Origin of the sequence: Paenirhodobacter hankyongi, from assembly GCF_003664585.1 — a bacterium.
Classification (GTDB): Bacteria; Pseudomonadota; Alphaproteobacteria; order Rhodobacterales; family Rhodobacteraceae; genus Rhodobacter; species Rhodobacter hankyongi.
In genome coordinates, this window is record NZ_RCHI01000001.1 from 1 (window position 1) to 18,240 (window position 18,240).

At 69.2% G+C, this 18,240-nt stretch carries 16 protein-coding genes; 9 read left to right on the top strand and 7 right to left on the bottom strand.

The window, feature by feature from the left end; translation table 11 throughout:
* The 3 genes from DYS74_RS00005 to dprA form a co-directional block, all read right to left on the bottom strand.
* Nucleotides 1-199, bottom strand: a 199-nt coding sequence (locus DYS74_RS00005; protein WP_281272446.1) for a CoA-transferase, incomplete at its 3' end; no start/stop codon positions are given.
* A gap of 110 nt (nt 200-309) precedes the next feature.
* Nucleotides 310-2,952, bottom strand: a complete 2,643-nt coding sequence (gene topA, locus DYS74_RS00010) for a type I DNA topoisomerase (protein ID WP_121530116.1) — start codon at nt 2,950-2,952, stop codon at nt 310-312.
* A 128-nt stretch (nt 2,953-3,080) separates the two neighbouring features.
* Nucleotides 3,081-4,160 (bottom strand): DNA-processing protein DprA, encoded by a 1,080-nt coding sequence (dprA, locus tag DYS74_RS00015; RefSeq protein WP_245965149.1) that lies wholly within the window; start codon nt 4,158-4,160, stop codon nt 3,081-3,083.
* A 293-nt stretch (nt 4,161-4,453) separates the two neighbouring features.
* Here dprA and DYS74_RS00020 point away from each other — a divergent pair, with 293 nt between their 5' ends.
* The 3 genes from DYS74_RS00020 (at nt 4,454) to DYS74_RS00030 (ending at nt 8,719) form a co-directional block, all read left to right on the top strand.
* Nucleotides 4,454-6,619, top strand: coding sequence for an esterase-like activity of phytase family protein (locus DYS74_RS00020; RefSeq protein ID WP_121530118.1), 2,166 nt, complete (start codon nt 4,454-4,456; stop codon nt 6,617-6,619).
* Nucleotides 6,620-6,791: 172 nt separating this feature from the next.
* Nucleotides 6,792-7,655 (top strand): L,D-transpeptidase, encoded by an 864-nt coding sequence (locus tag DYS74_RS00025; RefSeq protein ID WP_245965150.1) that lies wholly within the window; start codon nt 6,792-6,794, stop codon nt 7,653-7,655.
* Nucleotides 7,656-7,825: 170 nt separating this feature from the next.
* A complete protein-coding gene (locus DYS74_RS00030) occupies nt 7,826-8,719 on the top strand; it encodes a serine hydrolase domain-containing protein (protein ID WP_121530119.1) in 894 nt (297 codons plus the stop codon).
* A gap of 47 nt (nt 8,720-8,766) precedes the next feature.
* Here DYS74_RS00030 and DYS74_RS00035 read toward each other — a convergent pair whose 3' ends face one another.
* Both DYS74_RS00035 and DYS74_RS00040 read right to left on the bottom strand, forming a co-directional pair.
* The gene (locus tag DYS74_RS00035; RefSeq protein WP_121530120.1) at nt 8,767-9,108 is read right to left on the bottom strand and encodes a cupin domain-containing protein; all 342 of its coding nucleotides are present in this window, start codon (nt 9,106-9,108) and stop codon (nt 8,767-8,769) included.
* A 5-nt stretch (nt 9,109-9,113) separates the two neighbouring features.
* The gene (locus DYS74_RS00040) at nt 9,114-10,586 is read right to left on the bottom strand and encodes an ABC transporter substrate-binding protein (protein WP_121530121.1); all 1,473 of its coding nucleotides are present in this window, start codon (nt 10,584-10,586) and stop codon (nt 9,114-9,116) included.
* 212 nt (nt 10,587-10,798) lie between these two features.
* Between DYS74_RS00040 and panB the strand changes: the two genes are divergently transcribed.
* Together panB and panC are read left to right on the top strand one after the other, a co-directional pair.
* Nucleotides 10,799-11,623, top strand: coding sequence for a 3-methyl-2-oxobutanoate hydroxymethyltransferase (gene panB, locus DYS74_RS00045; protein ID WP_121530122.1), 825 nt, complete (start codon nt 10,799-10,801; stop codon nt 11,621-11,623).
* Complete coding sequence (gene panC / locus DYS74_RS00050) at nt 11,620-12,459, top strand: pantoate--beta-alanine ligase (RefSeq protein WP_121530123.1); 840 nt, start codon at nt 11,620-11,622, stop codon at nt 12,457-12,459. The genes panB and panC overlap by 4 nt, the downstream gene beginning before the upstream one ends.
* A gap of 127 nt (nt 12,460-12,586) precedes the next feature.
* Here panC and DYS74_RS00055 read toward each other — a convergent pair whose 3' ends face one another.
* Nucleotides 12,587-13,864, bottom strand: a complete 1,278-nt coding sequence (locus DYS74_RS00055; protein ID WP_121530124.1) for an acetylornithine deacetylase/succinyl-diaminopimelate desuccinylase family protein — start codon at nt 13,862-13,864, stop codon at nt 12,587-12,589.
* Nucleotides 13,865-13,984: 120 nt separating this feature from the next.
* Between DYS74_RS00055 and DYS74_RS00060 the strand changes: the two genes are divergently transcribed.
* From DYS74_RS00060 to DYS74_RS00075, 4 genes are read left to right on the top strand one after another with little or no spacing between them, the layout of a single operon-like run.
* Nucleotides 13,985-14,707, top strand: a complete 723-nt coding sequence (locus DYS74_RS00060) for a sulfotransferase family 2 domain-containing protein (RefSeq protein WP_121530125.1) — start codon at nt 13,985-13,987, stop codon at nt 14,705-14,707.
* A gap of 24 nt (nt 14,708-14,731) precedes the next feature.
* Entirely contained in the window at nt 14,732-15,040 is a 309-nt protein-coding gene (locus DYS74_RS00065; protein WP_121530126.1) for a hypothetical protein, read from the top strand.
* Nucleotides 15,041-15,057: 17 nt separating this feature from the next.
* Nucleotides 15,058-15,336, top strand: coding sequence for a hypothetical protein (locus DYS74_RS00070; RefSeq protein ID WP_121530127.1), 279 nt, complete (start codon nt 15,058-15,060; stop codon nt 15,334-15,336).
* Nucleotides 15,337-15,343: 7 nt separating this feature from the next.
* Nucleotides 15,344-15,997 (top strand): DUF1523 family protein, encoded by a 654-nt coding sequence (locus DYS74_RS00075; protein WP_121530128.1) that lies wholly within the window; start codon nt 15,344-15,346, stop codon nt 15,995-15,997.
* 45 nt (nt 15,998-16,042) lie between these two features.
* Here DYS74_RS00075 and DYS74_RS00080 read toward each other — a convergent pair whose 3' ends face one another.
* On the bottom strand, nt 16,043-18,235 hold the full coding sequence (locus DYS74_RS00080) for an aldehyde dehydrogenase family protein (RefSeq protein ID WP_121530129.1): 2,193 nt from the start codon (nt 18,233-18,235) through the stop codon (nt 16,043-16,045).
* Nucleotides 18,236-18,240 lie beyond the last annotated feature (5 nt).

Consider the following 18,240-nt stretch of genomic DNA (forward strand, 5'->3'; position numbering starts at 1 on the left):
CGAGCAGCTTGCCGAGGCCGAAGCCGTCGACGCCGCAATTGTTCGAGGCGATGGTCAGGTCCTTGACCCCGCTTGCGACCAGCGCGTCGATCAGAAGCTCCGGAATGCCGCACAGGCCAAACCCGCCCGCCGCAATCGTCATCCCGTCGACCAGAAGCCCGTCCAGGGCCTCCGACGCCGAGCCGTAGATCTTTCTCATGAAATCCTCCCGTTTCCTGTGCGGAATTTGTGACCAAGGGGAGGGCGGGTGTCAATCGCGGCGATGCTGCGCAGCGGCGCGGGCCCTCCGCCGCGCCGCCGCAACAGACATCATTCCGGCGCGCTGTCGGCTTTGCCGGCGGTTTTCTTCGGCGCGGCTTTCTTCGGGGTCGCCTTCGCGGCGGCGGTGGTTTTCTTCGCTGCGGGCTTCTTGGCCGTCGCCTTTTTCGGTGTGGCCTCGGCCGTCTTTGCGGCGGCCTTCTTCGGTGCGGCTTTCTTCTTGCCGCCCTTCGCCGCCTTCGCCTCGAGCAGCGGCAGCGCGATCTCGAGCGTCACCGCCTCGGGTTCGACATCCTTCGGCAGGGTGGCGTTGACCTTGCCCCATTTGACATAGGGTCCGTAGCGGCCGGGCATCACCTGCACCTCGCCGCCCTCGGGATGCTCGCCCAGCACCTTGAGCGGCTGCGCGGCAGCCCCGCCACGCCCCGGGCCGCGGGCGAGCTTTTGCGCCAGCACCTCGACGGCGCGGTTCATGCCGATGCTGAAGACCTCTTCGGCATCGGGCAGGTTCGCATAGGTCTTGCCCCATTTCACGTAAGGGCCGAAGCGGCCGAGATTGGTCTCGACCGGCTCGCCATCCTCGGGGTGCGGGCCGATCTGGCGCGGCAGCGACAGCAGCATCAGCGCGCGCTCGAGGTCGATCGACTCGGGCGACCAGCCCTTCGGCAGGCTGGCGCGCGGCGGTTTCGGCACCTCTTCGCTCGCCTCGCCCTTCTGCACATAGGGGCCGAAGCGGCCGATGCGCAGCGTCACCGGCTGGCCCTCGTCATGGCCCAGAACCTTGCCATCGAGCGCCGCCGCCTCGCCGTCGCCCGGGGCCGAGAGCGGCCGGGTGTAGCGGCATTCGGGGTAATTGCCGCAGCCGATGAAGGCGCCGCCAGAGCGCGCGGTCTTCAGATGCAGACGGCCCTTGTGGCACACCGGGCATTCGCGCGGGTCGGTGCCGTCGGGGCGTGGCGGATAGAGATGCGGGCCGAGAACCTCGTCGATCTTGTCGAGCACCTCGGAGATCCGCAGCTCCGACGTCTCGCCGATCGCCGCCGAGAAATCGCGCCAGAACCGGGCGAGCACGTCCTTGTAATCGCGGTCGCCGGCCGAGATGTCGTCGAGCTGTTCCTCGAGATCGGCGGTGAAATCATATTCGACGTAGCGGCGGAAGTAGTTCGTCAGGAAGGCGGTGACGAGGCGGCCGGTGTCCTCGGGAATGAGCCGGTTCTTTTCCTTGCGCACATAGCCGCGGTCGACGATCGTGGTCAGGATCGAGGCATAGGTCGAGGGCCGGCCGATGCCGAGCTCTTCCATGCGTTTCACCAGCGTCGCCTCGGTGTAGCGCGGCGGCGGCTGGGTGAAGTGCTGCTCGGGGGTGATCTGGCTCTTCTTCGCGGGTTCGCCCTGCATGATCTGCGGCAGGCGGGCGCCGTCCTCGCCCTCGTCGTCGTCGCGGCCCTGATCGTAGATCTTCAGGAAGCCGTCGAAGGTGACGACCTGGCCGGTGGCGCGCAGCTCGACCTGACCATCGGCCGAGCCGACGTCGACGGTGGTGCGTTCCATCACCGCGGCGGCCATCTGGCTGGCGAGGGTGCGCTTCCAGATCAGCTCGTAGAGCTTGCGCTGGTCATCGGCGAGCTTGAGCTTCTCGGGGCTTGCCGACATGTCGGTGGGCCGGATGCACTCGTGCGCCTCCTGCGCGTTCTTCGCCTTGTTCTTGTACATGCGCGGGCTCGACGGCACGTAATTGTCGCCGAAGCGGCGCTTGATCTCGTCGCGCGCGGCCATCACCGCCTCGGGCGCCATGTCGATGCCGTCGGTTCGCATGTAGGTGATGTAGCCTGCCTCGTAGAGCCGCTGCGCCGCCGACATGCAGGCCTTGGCGCCCATGCCGAACTTGCGGCTGGCCTCCTGCTGCAGCGTCGAGGTCATGAAGGGCGGGTAGGGGTTGCGGGTGGCGGGTTTCGCCTCGACCGCCTTCACCGTCAGATCGCGCGAGGTGACGGCCTGCACCGCCAGCTCCGCATCGGTCGCGGTGGCGAGGTCGAACTTGTCGAGCTTCTTGCCGCCCAGAACGGTCAGCCGGGCGGTGAAGACCTGGCCGCGGGGCGTGGTCAGCTCGGCGGTCACGGTCCAGTATTCGCGGGCGTGAAACGCCTCGATCTCCATCTCGCGCTCGACGATGAGGCGCAGGCAGACCGATTGCACCCGGCCGGCCGAACGCGCGCCGGGGAGTTTCCGCCACAGCACCGGCGACAGGTTGAAGCCCACCAGATAGTCGAGCGCGCGGCGGGCGAGATAGGCCTCGACCAGCGGGCCGTCGACCTGGCGGGGGTGTTTCATCGCCTCGGTGATCGCCGATTTGGTGATCGCGTTGAAGGTGACGCGCGACACCTTCTTGCCCTTCAGCTTCTTCTCGAGCGCCTGTTCGAGGTGCCAAGAGATTGCCTCCCCCTCGCGATCAGGGTCGGTTGCGAGGATCAGTTCGTCGTCGGAAGCGAGCGCGTCGGTGATCGCCTTGATGTGCTTCTTCGAGTCGGCGCCGACTTCCCATTTCATCTCGAAATCATGCTCGGGATCGACCGAGCCATCCTTCGGCGGCAGGTCGCGAACATGGCCGAAAGAGGCGAGAACCGTGTAATCGGAGCCCAGATATTTGTTGATCGTCTTGGCCTTGGCGGGAGATTCGACAACGACGACGGCCATGACTTCCTCTTCAATGCGCAGGTTCAGCACTTGGGCGCGGAACATGTGGGCGTTGGGGGGGGATTGTCAATGACGCACCGACAGGCGGTTTTCCCGCCGGGGCTTTCGTGCCTGTGCCTCCGGGGGCGTCAGCCAAGGCTCAGCAGCCCGCCGGGATGGCGGATCACCCGCCCCTCGATCTCGAGCAGGACGAGGCTCCGGGCCAGCACCGCGGGGGCAAGGCCGAGGCTGCGCAACAGCAGGTCTTCGGGCGTCGGACTGGGGCCGAGGGCCGCCAGGATGCGGGCCTCGGCCGCGCCGGTCTCCGGCCCCGGGAGCGGGGACTGAACCGGCGCCGCGACAGGGAGCGGGGCTGGCCCGGAGGCGACGGGCGCGGAGCCGCCAAGCGCCTCGATCACGTCTTCGGCATTGCGCACCAGAACCGCGCCGTCGCGGATCAGCAGGTTGCAGCCGGCGGCACGCGCATCCATCGGATGGCCCGGCACCGCCATCACCTCGCGCCCGTAATCAAGGGCGTTGCGCGCCGTCAGCAGGCTGCCCGAACGCGCCGCGGCCTCGATCACCACCGTCGCGCGGGCCAGCCCGGCGATGATGCGGTTGCGCTGCGGGAAGTGGCGCGCCTGTGGCTGCGTGCCGGGGGGCAGCTCTGCCAGCCGCAGCCCCTCGCGCGCCATGCGGGCGGAAAGGGTGGCGTTTTCAGCTGGATAGACCACGTCGATGCCGCCCGCCTGCACACCGATCGTGCCGGTGGCAAGCGCCGCCTCATGCGCTGCGGCGTCGATGCCGCGGGCAAGGCCCGAGACCACGGTGAAGCCCGCCGCGCCCAGCTCCCGCGCCAGGCGCTGCGCCATGCGCAGGCCGAGCGACGAGGCGTTGCGCGCGCCCACAAGCGCGACCATCGGCCGCGCCGCCAGCGCCGGATCGCCAAGCGCCCACAGCAGCGGCGGCGCATCGTCGAGATCGGCCAGCGCCGGCGGGTAGCCCGGCGCACCGAAGGGCAGAAGCCGCGCCCCGGCACGCCGGCCGGCCGCAAGCTCGGCCCGCGCGACGCCTTCGGGGCAGGGCTCATAGCCCTCGGCCCCGGCGGCGCGGGCAATCGCGGGCAGGGCGGCAAGGGCGGCCGCGGCGCTGCCATGCTCGGCCAGAAGGCGGTGAAAGGTGGTGGCGCCGACGCGGCGCGAACGAGCGAGGCGGAGACGGGACAGCATTTCCGCTTCCGTGATCGGTGGGGTGTCGGGCATGGGAACAGAAAACAACCTGCGTCCTCCGATCTCCGCCTCGTCGCCATCCCAGCATTCCGGCGAAGAGTTAACAGAAGGTTTACGAATCAATCAGAGGGGGAGCTGTGGCGCCCTCTGCGCGCATGGAGTGTGCGCGACGCCCGCAAAATGCACGCGCGGGCGCCGATCACGGCCGCGTTACCGAAACGTCACCTGCATGTCGCTCCGCTGTTACCCGCGCCGGGCATCCGCAGCGCATCACGTAATTGACGGAGCATCCGATGATCCTGCGACTGACGCTCGGCGGCGTTCTTGCCCTGACCACCGCGCTTCCGGCCCTGGCCGAGATGAATTTCAACCGCATCGCCGCCTTCCCGGTGGCCGACAACACCCCCGCCGGCACCGATGCCGCGCGCGAGACCTCGGCCGAGATCATCTCGGCGACCGAGGACGGCATGACGCTCGTCTACACCGACAGCCCGGCGGGCGTGATCGGTCTGATCGACATCACCGACCCGGCGGCGCCGAAGGGGCTGGGCGAGGTATCGGTGAAGGGCGAGCCGACCTCGGTCACGGTGCTGGGCGGCAAGGCCTTCGTCGCGGTGAACACCTCGGAAAGCTACGCCAACCCGTCGGGGCGTCTCTACGTCGTCGACCTTGCGACCAAGACAGAGGTGGCAAGCTGCGATCTGGGCGGTCAGCCCGATTCCATCGCGAAATCGAAGGACGGCCGGTTCCTCGCCATCGCGATCGAGAACGAGCGTGACGAGGAGCTGAATGACGGCGCGCTGCCGCAGATGCCGGCGGGCACTCTGGTCAAGCTGCCGCTGAAGAAGGGCCTGCCCGAGTGCGGCGCGCTGCAGACGATCGACGTGACCGGGCTGTCCGAGATCGCAGGCGAGGACCCGGAGCCCGAATTCGTCGACATCAACGGCAAGGGCGAGATCGCGCTGACCCTGCAGGAGAACAACGCGATCGTCATCGTCGGTGCCGACGGCAAGGTGGCCAAGGCCTTCAGCGCCGGCACCGCGACGGTCGAGGGGATCGACACCAAGAAGGACGGCAAGCTCGACTTCACCGGCAAGATCGAGAGCATCGCGCGCGAACCCGACGCGGTGAAATGGATCGACGACGACCATATCGCCGTCGCCAACGAGGGCGACTGGAAGGGCGGCACCCGCGGCTGGACGATCTTCGCCAAGGACGGCACGATGGTCCATGACAGCGGCAACAGCTTCGAACGCGCGGTGGCGGCGATCGGGCATTTCCCCGAGACGCGCGCCGGCAAGAAGGGCGTCGAGCCCGAGTCGGTCGAGACCGGCACCTTCGGCGGTCAGAAGCTGATCTTCATCGGTTCGGAACGCGGCTCGGTCGTCGGCGTCTATGACGGCACCGATCCGGCGGCGCCGAAGCTTTTGCAGCTCCTGCCCTCGGGCATCGGGCCGGAGGGCTATATCGCGATCCCCGGGCGCAACCTGCTGGTCTCGGCGAACGAGACCGATCTGGGCGCCGACGGCGCGGCGCGGGCGCATGTGATGATCTATCAGCGGCAGGAGGCGCCGGCCGCCTATCCGATGCTGACCTCGGCGGGCTCTGACCCGCTGATCGGCTGGGGCGCGCTGTCGGGTCTTGCCGCCGATCCGGAAAAGGCGGGCATCCTCTACACGATCTCGGACAGCGCCTATTCCGCCGAGCCGCGGATCTTCACCATCGACACCACGCAAAAGCCCGCCAAGATCGTCGCCGCGCTCGATGTCACCCGCGACGGCGCGCCGGCGCAGCTGACCGACCTCGAGGGCATCACGCCCGACGGCAAGGGTGGCTTCTGGCTGTCGACCGAGGGCAACAGTGCCAAGATGGTGCCGCACGGGCTGCTGCATGTCGACGCCAAGGGCAAAATCAAGGAGCAGGTCGGCCTGCCGCCGGAGCTTGCCGCGGTCGAGACCCGCTTCGGCTTCGAGGGCATCGCGAAGGATGGCGACACGCTGTGGATGGCGGTGCAGCGCGAGTGGAAGGACGACCCGAAGGGGATGGTCAAGCTCGTGTCCTACAACACCGAGACCAAGGAATGGGGCGCGGTGCACTATCCGCTCGAGCCGAAGGGCGCGGGCTGGATGGGGCTGTCCGAGCTGACCTTCCACGGGGACTGGGCCTATGTGATCGAGCGCGACAACCTGATCGGCGACAAGGCCGTGGTGAAGCGGCTCTACCGGGTGAAGCGCGCCGATCTGGTCGCGGCGCCGCTCGGCTCCGAGCTGCCGGTGGTGGCGAAGGAAGAGGTGCGCGACCTGATCCCCGACCTGAAGGCCACGGGCGGCTATGTCGTCGACAAGGTCGAGGGCTTCACCATCGACGCGGCCGGCACCGGCTGGGTGGTGACCGACAACGACGGCGTCGACGACAGCTCGGGCGAGACCCTGTTCTTCCCGGTCGGCACGGTCGAGTGACGCCGGAAAAACGCTCGATTGGCCCGGGAACCCTGTGGTTTCCGGGCCATTTTCACATCTGATGGAACCGGAACGCACGCACGGGACTTGACCAACGGAGGTGGCGATGGCCTTTCTTGGAAAAAGGCTGACGTTGCGTCGGGCCGAATGGTTTTCAGGAACAGGGGTTGCCGTGCTGTCTGTCTCGCTGCGTCGTCATGCGATCGTCCTTCCCGTGGTGCTGGTGGCAGCGCTTGCGGGCTGCGCGCAACAGCCGATGACGCCCGCCACCGTGTCGTCGAGTTCGGCGGTGCCGCCCGAGTATCAGTCGCGGCCCGACGAGGACCGGGTGATCCCGGCGGTCAATCCGCATTACCTGAACGAGCGTAACCGCCGCCGCTGGGTCGATTACACCGGCCCCGAGGAGCCGGGCACGATCGTCGTCGACCCCTATGCGCGGCTTCTCTATCACGTCGTCTCGCCCGGCCGGGCGATGCGTTTCGGCATCGCCGTGGGCAAGGCGGGCAAGGGCTTTTCCGGCAATGCGGTGATCTCGCGCAAGGTCGAATACCCGTCCTGGACGCCGACGAAGAACATGATCCGCAACGACCCCGACCTCTACGGGCCGCTCGCGGGCGGGCTTCCGGGCGGGCTCGACAACCCGCTCGGGGCGCGCGCGCTTTACCTCTACCGGAACGGCAAGGACACCTATTACCGCATCCACGGCACGATGGACCCGTCCTCGATCGGGCGCGCCACCTCGGCAGGCTGCATCCGGCTGTTCAACCAGGACATCATCGACATGTTCGACGAGACCGAGCTGGGCACCAGGGTCAAGGTCCGCTCGCGCGAGGAGAGCCTGGCGATGGAAGGGCCGGTGGTCGAGCTGCACACCGGCTATGTCGTGCCTGCCGCCGACGCCGAGGCGATCGCCGCCGATCAGGCCGCCTATGAGGCCGGGCAGATCCAGGATTACTCGCAGGTCGAGCAGGAACAGCACGAGGCCGCCGTCGCCTCGGCCGAGGAGCGCGAGGCGCAGCTGCACGGCACGAACTGAGACGGGCAGCGCCCCGTCGGAAGGCGGCGATGTGTGTTCATCTATCATCGGGGCCGGCGTGGCCCTGATGGCCTTCTGATCGGGCCTTGCGGCCGGTCAGCTGCCCCGGGACGCCATGAGATCGCCTGAGCTTGTTTGCCCTCTGTCCCGAAGAGGCATATTCCGGGCAGATGAGCTCGAACCAACCGATCTTTATGCAGCGCCTCTCCGGCCTCGATCCCGACATCGGGCCGGCGGCGGGTACGGAAATCTTCCCGTATTGGAGCTTCACCAAGACGACCATTTCGATCTGCGCCTTGCGGATGGCGCAGGAGGGCAGGATCGATCTGGACAGGCATCTGGCTGGCTATGACTTCACGCTGCGCCAGCTGCTGAATCACACGTCCGGTCTGCCAGATTACTTCTCGCTTCCCGACTACAGGAAGGCCGTTGCCAGGGATGAGACGCCGTGGCCTGCCGAGCATCTGCGCGAGGCGACGATGGCCCAAGGCAGGCTGTTTGCTCCTGGGCAGGGCTGGGCGTATTCCAACCTTGGCTACATGCTGGCGCGGGAGCTGATCGAAAAGGTGGCGGAGCAGCCGTTTGCCGATCTGATCAGGCAGATCATCCTGGATCCGCTCGGCCTCGACAGCATCGGGCTTGCGACAACGAGGGAAGACTTCGCACGTCTCTATTGGGAGGGGGCGAAGCGCTATCATCCGGGGTGGGTTTATCACGGTTGCCTGATTGGCACCGCCGCCGATGCTGCGCGGCTTTTGCACGCCCTGTTCATGGGGCGGCTGCTCAATGCGCCGAGGCTTGCCGAGATGCTGATCCGTCATCCGCTCGGCGGTGCCATCGAGGGGCGGCCATGGACGGAATGCGGCTATGCGCTTGGTCTCATGAGTGGCCGATGTGCAGATGTCGGCCACGCGATCGGGCATTCCGGCGGGGGGCCTTTCTGCGTCAACGCCGTCTATCATTTTCCCGATCTGAAGAGGCCCGTCACGGTCGCGAGTTTCACCGATGGGTGGCAGGAGGGGCTTGCGGAATTTGCGGCGGTCCAGGCCGCGCTCCACGACTGACCGCCTTGTCCGGGTCCCCGCCAGCTCCCCGGCACGGCCCAAGCCCCTCAGCGATAGAGGATGACGTAATCCTTCCGCAGCGTCTCGAGCACCCGCCAGATGCCGGAAAAGCCCGGGCGCAGCACGAAGGCGTCACCGGGGCCGACCTCGAGCCGGCTGCCGTCGTCGCCCTCGATCACCGCGCGGCCCGTGAGGATGCGGCAATATTCCCATTCCTCGTAGACGGCGCGCCAGGCCCCCGGCGTCGACTGCCAGATGCCGCAGTAAAGGCCGTTGTCGTCCTCGACGTTCCAGGTGGTGTGGACGGGATCGCCCTCGACCAGCTTTTCGGGATCGGGGCGGGTGACTTCGGGCTCCGCCGCGGCGGGGGTGAGCGCTTCGAGCAGCATCGGTCTTACTCCGTCCAGTGGACCTGGGTCAGGTCGTTCGCGGGGGTCGGCGCGTTCAGCCACAGCCCTTCGAGTTTCGCATTCGCGACGCCGGTCTTCGCCAGCTGGAACAGGTAGGCGTTGACGTAATCGCGCGCGATCGTCTCCTCGGCGCGCTGCGTCAGCGTGCGGCGCGTGGCGGGATCCGTGGCGCGGTCGAGCTCGCTCATCAGCGAGACAAAATCGGGGTTGTTGTAGCCGAAGTAGTAATCCGGCCGGGCGTAGATGTTGATGTCGGCGGGCTCGGTGTGGCTGACGATGGTCAGATCGAAATCATGGCCCTTGAACACCTGCTCGAGCCACTGCGCCCATTCGAGATTGGTGATCTCGGTCCTGATCCCCACGGCGGCGAGCTCCGCCGCGACGATCTCGCCGCCGCGCCGGGCGTAGGTCGGCGGCGGCAGGGCAAGGCGCAGCGTCAGCCCCTCGGCCCCGGCGGCGGCCAGCAGCGCCTTCGACTTCCCGGGGTCATAGGCGGAGAGCGCCGTCAGATCCTCGTAATCGGGATTGTGCGGCGCGAAATGGGTGCCGATCGGCGTGCCATAGCCGAACATCGCGCCGTCGATGATGTCCTGGCGGTTGATCGCATGGGCGATCGCCTCGCGCACCTGCACGTTGTTCAGCGGCGGGGTGCGGTTGTTCATCGCGAGGATGGTCTCGCCTTCGGTGGTGCCGACCATCACCTTGAAGCGCGGATCGGCCTGGAACTGCACCAGCGTCTCGGGGGCGGGGAAGTTCGGGAAGGCGTCGACATCGCCCGACATCACCGCCGCGAAGGCCGCGGTCGGATCGGCGATGAAGCGGAAGGTGGCCTTGGCGAGCGCCGGCTTCGCGCCCCAATAGCCCGGATAGGCGGCGAGCGTGACGTGATCGCCCTGCACCCAGTCGGCGAGCGCGAAGGGGCCGGTGCCGACGGGATGGGTGGCCTCGGTCGCGACGCTTTCGGGGGCGACGATCACCGCATCGCCCCAGGCCATCTTCGCCGGGAAGGCGCCGTCGGGAGCGCTCAGCACCACCTTCACCGTCGCCGGGTCGATCACCTCGACCGCGGCGATGCCGGCGAAGAGCGCCTTTTGCGCATTGGCGCTGTCCTCGGCGCGGGCGCGGTCGAGGCTGAATTTCACGTCCTCGGCGTCGAAGCCGGTGCCGTCGTGGAAGGTCGCGCCGGTGACCAGATGGAAGGTGTAACTGGTGCCGTCCTCCGACACCTCCCAGCTGCGGGCAAGCGCGGGCAGCACCGCGCCATCGGGGCCGAAACGGGTCAGCCCCTCGAAGAGGTTGGCATAGACCACCTCGTCGATCGCCGCGGCGGCGCCTGCGGTCGGGTCGAGGTTCGGCGGTTCCAGCACCATGCCCAGGGTGACGGCATCGGGCGCGGCGATGGCGGCGGTTGCCGAAAGCGCAAGGGCGGCAAGCGCCGCGGTCAGGCGATAGGGCATCGGTTCTCCTCGGGCGCGCGCCGGCAGGGCGCGGTTCGCGCCATGATTGATGCGAAGCCCGCCGGGGATCAAGGCATTTGCGCCGCCGCCCTGCTGCAACGCGGCGACAGTCGCACAGGCCGCCGCGCCGCGGCATTCTTTCTTTGCATTGCCGGGCCCGGGGGATTAAGGCTGCGCCCCGAGGAAGAGGAGCCTCGGGACAGGGGGAAGCCATGAGCGCAACCGCAACCACCCGCCGCCTGATGCCGGCGGAGATCACCGCGATGAAGGGGCGCGCGCCCGTCGTCTGCCTGACCGCCTACACCACGCCCGTCGCGCGTCTGGCCGATGCGAGCTGCGACGTGCTGCTCGTCGGGGATTCGCTCGGCATGGTGCTGCACGGGCTGCCGTCGACCCTTGGCGTGACGATGGAGATGATGATCCTGCACGGCCAGGCGGTCGCGCGCGGCTCGGATCGGGCGCTGATCGTCATCGACATGCCGTTCGGCAGCTACGAGGAGGGCCCGGCCCAGGCGTTCCGCAACGCCGCGCGGCTGATGGCCGAGACCGGCGCAGGCGCCGTCAAGCTTGAGGGCGGGCAGCACATGGCCGAGACCATCGCCTTCCTGACCGCCCGCGGCATTCCGGTGATGGCGCATATCGGTCTCACCCCGCAATCGGTGAACACGCTCGGCGGCTACAAGGTGCAGGGCCGGGGCCATGACGCGGCGCGGCTGCGTGCCGATGCGCTGTCGGTGGCCGCCGCCGGCGCTTTCGCCGTGGTGCTCGAGAAGGTGCCCGCGGCGCTGGCCGCCCAGGTCTCGCGCGAACTCGCCATTCCCACGATCGGCATCGGCGCCGGTGTCGATTGCGACGGTCAGGTGCTGGTGATCGACGACATGCTCGGCCTCTTCACCGATTTCCGGCCGAAATTCGTCAAGCGCTATGCCGAGCTTGGCGCGCAGGCGGCCGAGGCGATCGCCGCCTATGCCGCCGAGGTCCGCACCCGCGCCTTCCCGGCCCCCGAACATTCCTTTGCCGACGAGGTGAAAAAATGACCCAGGTGATCCGCTCCTCGGCCGAGCTGCGCGAGAAGGTCGCGGGCTGGAAACGCTCGGGGATGCTGGTCGGCGTGGTGCCGACGATGGGCGCGCTGCATGATGGCCACCTGTCGCTGGTGCGCGAGGCGCGGCGGCAGTCGGACCGGGTGATCGTGACGATCTTCGTCAACCCGATGCAGTTCAACAATGCCGACGACCTGAAGAAATACCCCCGCGACGAGGACCATGACCTCGCGCTGCTCGATGCCGAGGGGGTGGATGTGCTCTTCGCCCCCGAGGTCGCCGAGGTCTATCCCGAGGGCTTCGCCACCAAGGTCTCGGTTTCTGGCGTGTCGGAGCCGCTCGAGGGCGCCTTCCGCCCGGGCCATTTCGACGGCGTTGCGACGGTGGTCGCGAAGCTGTTCGGCATGACCCAGGCCGGCCGCGCCTTCTTCGGCGAGAAGGACTGGCAGCAGCTGCAGGTGGTGCGCCGGCTGGTCGAGGATCTGAACATCCCGGTGAGGATCATCGGCTGCCCGACGATCCGCGAGACGGACGGGCTGGCGATGTCCTCGCGCAATGTGCGGCTGAGCACGGCCGAGCGCGCCGCGGCCCCGGCACTGCACCGCATCCTGCAGGCCGCCGCTGCGACGCTGCGTGACGGTGCTTCCGCACGCGAGACGCTGCTCGATGCCGAGGACGAGATCCTCGAGGCGGGGTTCCGCGAGATCGAATATCTCGACCTGCGCTCGGTCGAGGGGCTGCGCCCGCTCGAGCGCGCCACCGAGCCGGCCCGCCTGCTGGTCGCCGCCTGGATCGGGGACGTGCGGCTGATCGACAATATCGCGGTCTGAACCCGACGTCCGGGGGCGCCGCCCCCGGACCCCCGAGGTATTTTTAGCAAGATGAAAGCTGTGTTTGTTTCATCTTGCTGAAAATACCTCGGGGGGAGCGCAGCGGGGGGCAGCGCCCCCCTCGCGATCAGGCGAGCAGTTCTGCCAGCACCAGCGCCAGCACCTTGGCACTGTCGAGCATGTCCTCGACTCCCACCCATTCGTCGGGTTGATGCGCCAGTTCGAGCTGCCCGGGCCCGTAGGCGATGCAGTGCTTCAGCCGGCCGATGCGGTCGATGTGCTTCTGGTCATAGGTGCCGGGCGAGACGACATAGCCCGCCTCGCGGCCCAGCACCGCCTCGATCGCGGCGGCGGTGGAGCGCACCACGGGCGCCGCGCGCTCGGTCATCGAGGGGATCACCTCGAAGAGCGTTCGGATTTCGTAATCAAACGCGGGCCGGCGCGCCTTCAGCCCGTCGAGAAGGCGGGTGACCTCGGCCTTCACCTCCTCGAGGTCCTCCTCGATCAGGAAGCGGCGGTCGATCACGATCCGGCAGCGGTCGGCGACGCAGGGCGCGGGCAGGGCGGTCGAGCCGGGCTCGGGTTCCGCCTCGCCGCCGTGGATCGAGTTGATGTTCAGCGTCGAGTGCCGCGCCCCCTCGGGGATCACCGGCATCGCGGTGTGCTTGTGTGCCAGAAGCGGGTAGAGCGTGTCCTCGATCTCGGCGAGCACCGCTCCCATGTGGCGGATCGCGCTGTCGCCGAGGAAGGGCATCGAGCCATGCGCGATGCGCCCCTTCGTCTCGATCTCGGCCCACCACACGCCGCGGTGGCCAAGGCAGATCCGGTCCTTGTGCAAGGGTTCGGGGATGATCACGTGATCGACCCGGCCGGGCGAGAAATAGCCCCGTTCGGCAAGCCAGGCGACGCCGCCGAAGCCGCCCGATTCCTCGTCCGCCGTCGCCGAGATCTCGATCGCGCCGGCGAAATCGGGGCAGGTGGCAAGGAAGGCCTCGGCGGCGATCACGGCGCTTGCGAGGCCGCCCTTCATGTCGCAGGCGCCGCGGCCATAGATCCGGCCGTCGATCAGCTCGCCCCCGAACGGATCGCGGCTCCAGCCATGGCCGACCTCGACCACGTCGTGATGGCCGTTGAAGTGCACGCATGCGCCGGGCCGTGCCCCCTCGCGCCGGGCGACGAGGTTCCAGCGCGGAAACTCCTCGCAATCGCCCGGCGTGCCGGTGGCGCGCAGCAGCTCGATGGCAAAGCCCTGCCGCGCCAGCCGTTCGGCCAGGAGCTCGCAGATCTCGCGGTAATTGCGCCCGGGCGGGTTCAGCGTCGGCACGCGGATCAGCGCCTGCGTCAGCGCAATGAGCGCGTCGCGGCGGTTCTCGACCTCGGCCTTGAGACGGGCAGTGATGTCCATGCGGGCGAGGCTAGCGCTGCCGATTGCCGCGGTAAACCGGAAAGGGTGGCGGGACAGGGGTGTTTTCGCTAGCCTGCCGGGCAAGAGGACGGACCGGGGGCGCAGGCGAAGGAGGGCGGCGTGAAGGGGGGACTGACGAGACTTCTGGGGCAATGGCGCCGCTCCGCGCCGCCGCCGCATCTGCGCATGGTCATCGTGCATGTCGGCAAGACCGGCGGCACGGCGCTCGCCTCGGCGCTGGCGGCGGACCGGGCGCAGTGCGGGATCGAGCGGGCGCGGGTGCTGGGCCATTCCGAAACGCTGTCGCGCGCTGCGCACAGCTATCCCGGTTGCGAGATCGGCTTTTGTCTGCGCGACCCGGTCGACCGGTTCATCTCGGGCTTCTACAGCCGGCAGCGCCGGGGCCGGCCGCGCTATGACAATGCCTGGACCCCGGCCGAGGCCGAGGCCTTCGGGCGCTTCGCGACCCCCGATGCCCTTGGCCGGGCGCTGGCCGCCGACGACCTCGCCGCGCATCGGGCGATGGAGGGGGTTCTGCACCTGCGCCGCGGCCTTGCACATTACCTCGAAGGGATTGCTGTGCTCGAACGCCACGCGCCGCGGATCGGTTTCATCGGCCGGCAGGAGACCCTTGCAGCCGATGTCGCCTGGCTGCGCCGGCGGCTTGGCCTGTCGGCCGCGGCAGCGCTGCCCGACGACGACATCGGCGCGCATCGCAACCCCGCGAAGGTGGAGAAGGTGCTGTCGGACAGGGCGCGCGCCGCGCTTGAGGAATGGTATGCGCCCGATTACGCAGTGCAGGACTGGTGCCTGCGGCACCGGCGCGACTTGGGGCTCGGCTGAGGCCGGGCGGAAAGGGATGACGGAATGAACCTCTTCGTGATTGTCCTGGTGGCGATCTCGCTTGCCATGGCGTTGTGGCTCGCGCGGGCCGATTGGGCGAAGATGCTGGCGCTGGTGCCGCTCGGCGCGCTGGTGCCCGGGTTCTACGGCGCGGCGGTCAATTGCGGCATCGGCTTTCTGGCCGACATCCTCGGAGACGGCGCCTGCACCGGCGGCGCGACGCCGCGGGCGGCCTTCGCGGCGCTTTATGTGATCTCGATCCCGATGGTGCTGGCGGGCGGCGTGGTGTTCAAGCTGATCGGCCTCGGGCTTGCCCGTCGCCGCGCGGCCTGAGCGCGGGACGGGCGGCGATGATCGGTTTCCTGCGCTTCGCGGTGATCGGGCTTGGCGCGCTCACCGTGCTGTTCTGGCTGGTGCGGATCTACGCGCGCTCGCTCAGGCGCGAGGCGCTCGAGGAACACTGGGCGCGGGAAAGCGCGGCGGGAGTGGACCTTGGCCCGCGCGATGCCTATGTCGAAGCGGGGATGGATGATTACGAGCACGGGCTGACGCGCCGGCTGGTCTGGCTCGTCTTCCTCCTCCCGATCGCGGTCTTCGCGGTCGTGGTCTTTGTCATGAACTATCGGTGAGGCGATCATGCGCTATGTGAAATGGGCTTTCTGGACGGTGATCGTGCTCGTGGTGGGGGGCTTTCTGCACTACACGCTGCCCCAGCATGACATCGTGCGCGTCGTCGGCACCTATCAGGAACGTCAGGACCTGACCGACTGGACGAGGATCTTCTGGTCGACGCCCGACGACCAGTCCGGCACGCTGACCAACCGCGACGTGCAGTTCATCCAGGCGATCCGGGCGAACGGCAAGCCGATGGTTTATCGCAACGAGGATACCGGCTGGCGCTGGCCGCCCTATTTCAAGTTCGATACCGCGACGCTCCAGACCCAGGCCGACGACCTGCGCTCGACCGCCGAGGCGCCGAAATGGGCGGTCGTCACCCATTACGGCTGGCGCAACCAGTTCCTGTCGATCTTCCCGAACGCGGTCGGCATCCGGCCGGTGGCGGGGCCCGATGTGCGGATCATCCCCTGGGTGAACATCGTGATCCTTGGCGGGCTGCTGGTGCTGATCCTGCTCATTCGCGCGATGTGGCGCCAGTTCCGCGAACGCACCATCGAGCCGCTGATCGACGAGGCCGCCGACAAGTGGGACGAGCTCGGTGACCGGGCCGAGGCGATGGATGGCAAGGCGCGCGGCTTCTGGGCGCGACTGGTCGGGCGCGGCCGCAAGTAAGCCCCTTGTCAGATTGAAAAAGGCCCGGGAGGTCCCGGGCCTTTTTCATGCGCCGTAGGGCAGCCAGATCGTCTTGTGCTGCTGCGCCTCGGCCAGCGTCGCGCGGATCGGCGCGGCGGCCCAGTCCTGCGGGACGGGGCACCAGACGGGCTTGAGCGAGGCGGCGGTGTCGGTGCGCAGCCGCGCCGCGGTCTCGGGCGTGCCGCAATACCAAAGCGCCGCGACCTCGTCGTGACCGGCCAGCACCGAGGCCAGCGCGTCGCGCGGGCCGGAAACCAGGGTCGCCACCCCGGCCGGCAGGCCCGCGCTGGCCAAGACCTGCGCAAGCTCCGTCGCGGCGGCGGGGAAGGCCTCGGCCGGGATCGCGACGACGCGGTTGCCGGCGGCAATCGCGGGCAGCACCAGCGCGGCAAGCCCCAGAAGCGGCTGGGCGTTTTGGCTCGCGATGCCGATCACCCCAAGGGGCTCGGCGCGGAGCAGCGTCTGCATCTGCGCCCCGGTCGCGGCCAGATGGCCCGCGTCCGCATCGGCCAGCGCCGCCGCGCGGACGGCAAGCTCGATCGTCGCCGCGACCTCTCCGGCGTCATGGCCCGCGTCGTGCAGCCGCGCGGCAATTTCGGTGTGGCGCCGCGACAGGGTCTCGGCGATGGACCGGAGCACCTGCGCCCGGCCATGGCTCGACATCTTGGCCCAGCCCGCGGCCTTCTGCGCCGCCTCGACGGCGCCGGGGATCGTGCCGGGACCCGACGCCGGGGCGGCATCGAGCCCCCCCGTCGCCGCCTCGGGCAGAGCCCTCGGGGGGCGGGGGGCGAGGGCGGCCTCGAAGCCCGTGGCGCCGAAGCCGCTGTCGCGGCGCGCACCCGCGGGCGCGGCGGCGTCGAAAATCGCGGTGCTGTTGATCCAGACCGTGGCCGTGTGCAGCCGCGCGGCGATGTCGGTGGCCAGGGTGATGTTTTCCGACCAGACCGATGCGGCGGCGCCGAAGCGGCTGGCATTCGCGAGCTCGACCGCCTCGGCGGGCGTGCGGAAGGTCATCAGCGTCGCGACGGGGCCGCGCAGCGGCGTCGCGTTGAGCGGGGTTGCCGGGGCGGTGCCCAGAAGGAGCGTCGGGGCGACGAAGGCGCCGGTCTCGGGCAGCGGGTCCACGGGGCGGAGTGCCACGGCGCCCTCGGCCTCGGTCGCCGCGATCAGGGCGGCGAGGCGGGTGGCCTCGGCCTCGGAGACCAGCGCGCCGATGTCGCTGCCCCTGGCGAGCGGGTCGCCCACCTGCAGTTTTGCGAGGCGGGCCGTGAGGCGGGCGGTGAAGGGCTCGGCCACCGCTTCCGCGACCAGCAGTCGCGCCCCGGCCGAAGGGAGTTGGCCGCCCGCCCGCCAGCCCGCCACCACGCCCTCGACCGCGGCGTCGAGATCGGCGTCGGGGAAGACGAGGGCGGGGCTGCTGCCGTCGAGCCTGAGGCTCAGCGCCGGGCCGTGGGCGGCGCTGGCGCGGCGCGCGGCGCGGCCGGCCTCGGTTGTGCCGGCGAAGATCAGCCGGTCGAGATCGGCGCCCGCAAGGGCGAGCGCGGTGTCGGCATCGCCGGTGACGATGTTCACGACGCCCGCGGGCAGGCCGGTCTCGGCGCAGATCTCGGCGACTGCAAGGGCCGCGAGCGGCGCCTCGGGCGCGGGCACGACGACGACGGTGCCGCCCGCGGCGAGCACCGGGGCGATTGCGGTTGCAAGCCCCATCAGCGGCAGCGCGGGGGCGAGGACGACGCCGGTCACCGCATGGGGCGCGCGGCCGGGATGATCCATGCCACGCAGCGCCGCGTGGCCGGCGGCGTGCTGGAAGGCCCGCACCGCCTGCGCGAGGTCGGGATCGCGGCTTTCGCGGATCGGCGTGCCGGTGTCGAGCGTCGCAAGACCGGCCAGGAACGAGGCGCGTTTCTGCAGCTGGCGCGCGAGGGCATGAAGCGCCTCGGCGCGCGCCTGATCGGGCAGCGCCGCCCAGCCGGCTTGCGCCGCGCGGGCGGCGGCGAGCGCCGCGGCGATGTCCTCGGCACTGCCCCGCGCCACCTCGGCGAGCACCGCGCCGGTGGCCGGGTTCTGCACCGCGCGCACGGCGCTCGAGGCGGTGAAGGCGCCGGCGATGAAATGGCCGAAGCGGCCGTGCGTGGCAAGCCAGGCGCGGACCTCGGCCGGGTTCTCGGCGCCGGGGCCATAGTCCATCGTCTCGAGGATCTCTTTCACGGTGACCATCTTTC

Coding starts and splice junctions, on each gene's coding strand:
- topA (WP_121530116.1), bottom strand. CDS start 2,952: ATGGCCGTCGTCGTTGTCGAATCTCCCGCCAAGGCCAAGACGATCAAC.
- DYS74_RS00035 (WP_121530120.1), bottom strand. CDS start 9,108: ATGCTGCTCGAAGCGCTCACCCCCGCCGCGGCGGAGCCCGAAGTCACC.
- DYS74_RS00020 (WP_121530118.1), top strand. CDS start 4,454: ATGATCCTGCGACTGACGCTCGGCGGCGTTCTTGCCCTGACCACCGCG.
- panC (WP_121530123.1), top strand. CDS start 11,620: ATGACCCAGGTGATCCGCTCCTCGGCCGAGCTGCGCGAGAAGGTCGCG.
- DYS74_RS00065 (WP_121530126.1), top strand. CDS start 14,732: ATGAACCTCTTCGTGATTGTCCTGGTGGCGATCTCGCTTGCCATGGCG.
- DYS74_RS00040 (WP_121530121.1), bottom strand. CDS start 10,586: ATGCCCTATCGCCTGACCGCGGCGCTTGCCGCCCTTGCGCTTTCGGCA.
- DYS74_RS00070 (WP_121530127.1), top strand. CDS start 15,058: ATGATCGGTTTCCTGCGCTTCGCGGTGATCGGGCTTGGCGCGCTCACC.
- DYS74_RS00030 (WP_121530119.1), top strand. CDS start 7,826: ATGAGCTCGAACCAACCGATCTTTATGCAGCGCCTCTCCGGCCTCGAT.
- DYS74_RS00075 (WP_121530128.1), top strand. CDS start 15,344: ATGCGCTATGTGAAATGGGCTTTCTGGACGGTGATCGTGCTCGTGGTG.
- panB (WP_121530122.1), top strand. CDS start 10,799: ATGAGCGCAACCGCAACCACCCGCCGCCTGATGCCGGCGGAGATCACC.
- DYS74_RS00055 (WP_121530124.1), bottom strand. CDS start 13,864: ATGGACATCACTGCCCGTCTCAAGGCCGAGGTCGAGAACCGCCGCGAC.
- DYS74_RS00080 (WP_121530129.1), bottom strand. CDS start 18,235: ATGGTCACCGTGAAAGAGATCCTCGAGACGATGGACTATGGCCCCGGC.
- dprA (WP_245965149.1), bottom strand. CDS start 4,160: ATGCTGTCCCGTCTCCGCCTCGCTCGTTCGCGCCGCGTCGGCGCCACC.